A 1444-nucleotide genomic window follows, 5' to 3' on the forward strand; every position below is an offset into this window, starting at 1 on the left:
GAGCTATGGCGGCGCCCCTCACGCTGTCGTTAATTTCGGCAAACTCGGCTAGGATGCGCTTGGCATGCACCATCAGCCGCGTGCCCGCTTCGGTCGCACTCACGCCATGTGGCCCGCGATGCAGGAGAGGAAGGCCAAGCTCCTCTTCCATGTGTCTGACATGCTGGCTCAAAGCGGGCTGCGCCACATGGAGCTGTGTCGCGGCCTTCGAGAACGAGCCGCTCTCGACGACCTTGGAAAAATATCTTAGCTGTCGAAGGTCCAAAACGGCTCCCTACGCTCCGCGGAGGCCTAGCGTATAACATTCCGTTATTGAGGCAACGACAAAAAGCGGCCGTCCTTCTATCCCTGCCCTAACAAGACCGCGTCGGCGCTGTCCATGGATCTCTTGATCCGTCCGGCCCGCCGACGGACTTCATCAATCAAGGCGGTGAGCACCACGTTCCGGGGACTGCCTCCCTGAGGCCGCACGACGGCAATCGTGCGGACCATGGCGCTGTCAGCGATCGCATAAGCGCTCAGCACGTGCCCGGCCACTTCGCGCGTCACGCTCGAGTGGGGCAGAATGGTTGCGTACTGGGTGGTCTTGTCCGCGACGACAGCTTTTACGGCGCCGAGCGAATCGAGCTCGAGTTCCGGCTGCAGCGCGATGCCCCGGTCGCGGTAGACCCGATCGATGATCCGCCGCAATTCATGGATTTCGCTCGGCAATATCAACTTTAACCGGCTGATGTCTCCCAACTGGCGCGGCGCGTCGACCTGGGCGCGGGCATAAGCGGTTACCAGCACGAGGCGCTCGGCAAACAGATTGAGGATGTCGAGCTGATCCGGCGCGCTGGGCCGATAGGTGAGTGCAGCGTCGAGCCGGCCGGAGCGCATGAGACTGGCAAGGTCGCCACTGTAGGCCTCGACGACATTCAGCGTGACACCCTGATACTGGGCTTCAACAAAATTGCGGATGTCCTCCAGAAACAGCGGCACCATCGTCGGGCATATGCCGAGCGAGATTTCGCCCTTGAGCTTGTCCGAGCGCTGGCGCACCTCGCGGACCGCATCATCGAGCCCATCGATGTGCAGGCGCGACTGGCCGAGGAGGAACCATCCTTCGGCCGTGGGCTCGGCACCGCGCCCACTTCGGTTGATCAACGAGATACCGACTTCCTTTTCGAGCAGCTTAATTTGTCGCGTCAGGGACGGTTGGGCGACCCCTATGGATTGGGACGCACGGGAGAAGCCGCCGTGCTCGCAAACCGCGATGAAATAGCGTAGACGCCTGAGGTCGATGCCTTCCATGCCCAGTTACCGGCCCGTCACGCGGTCGAGGAGCCGTGCGATCCACGGGGTCGTAACGGACTCAAACAATGGGTTCACGTCCGGCACCAGGACGATCCTGTGGCGAGGACGTTGATCGATGACGGACAGGCGTCCCTGATAGGCCAGCCAC

The 1444-nt window shown here is 61.9% G+C and carries 2 protein-coding genes; both read right to left on the reverse strand.

The window, feature by feature from the left end; translation table 11 throughout:
* Positions 1 to 265: LysR family transcriptional regulator (locus EN925_RS35620; RefSeq protein ID WP_164894654.1), on the reverse strand; the 265-nt coding region annotated here is incomplete at its 3' end.
* Positions 266 to 342: 77 nt separating this feature from the next.
* Positions 343 to 1293, reverse strand: a complete 951-nt coding sequence (locus EN925_RS35625; RefSeq protein ID WP_127370210.1) for a LysR substrate-binding domain-containing protein — start codon at positions 1291 to 1293, stop codon at positions 343 to 345.
* Positions 1294 to 1444: the final 151 nt, after the last annotated feature.

The sequence above is a fragment of the Mesorhizobium sp. M7A.F.Ca.US.006.04.2.1 genome, from assembly GCF_004022915.1.
In the GTDB taxonomy this organism is placed as follows: Bacteria; Pseudomonadota; Alphaproteobacteria; order Rhizobiales; family Rhizobiaceae; genus Mesorhizobium; species Mesorhizobium ciceri.

Excerpts from the sequence above, each read along its gene's own strand:
- EN925_RS35625 (WP_127370210.1), bottom strand. The coding sequence starts at position 1,293 with ATGGAAGGCATCGACCTCAGGCGTCTACGCTATTTCATCGCGGTTTGC.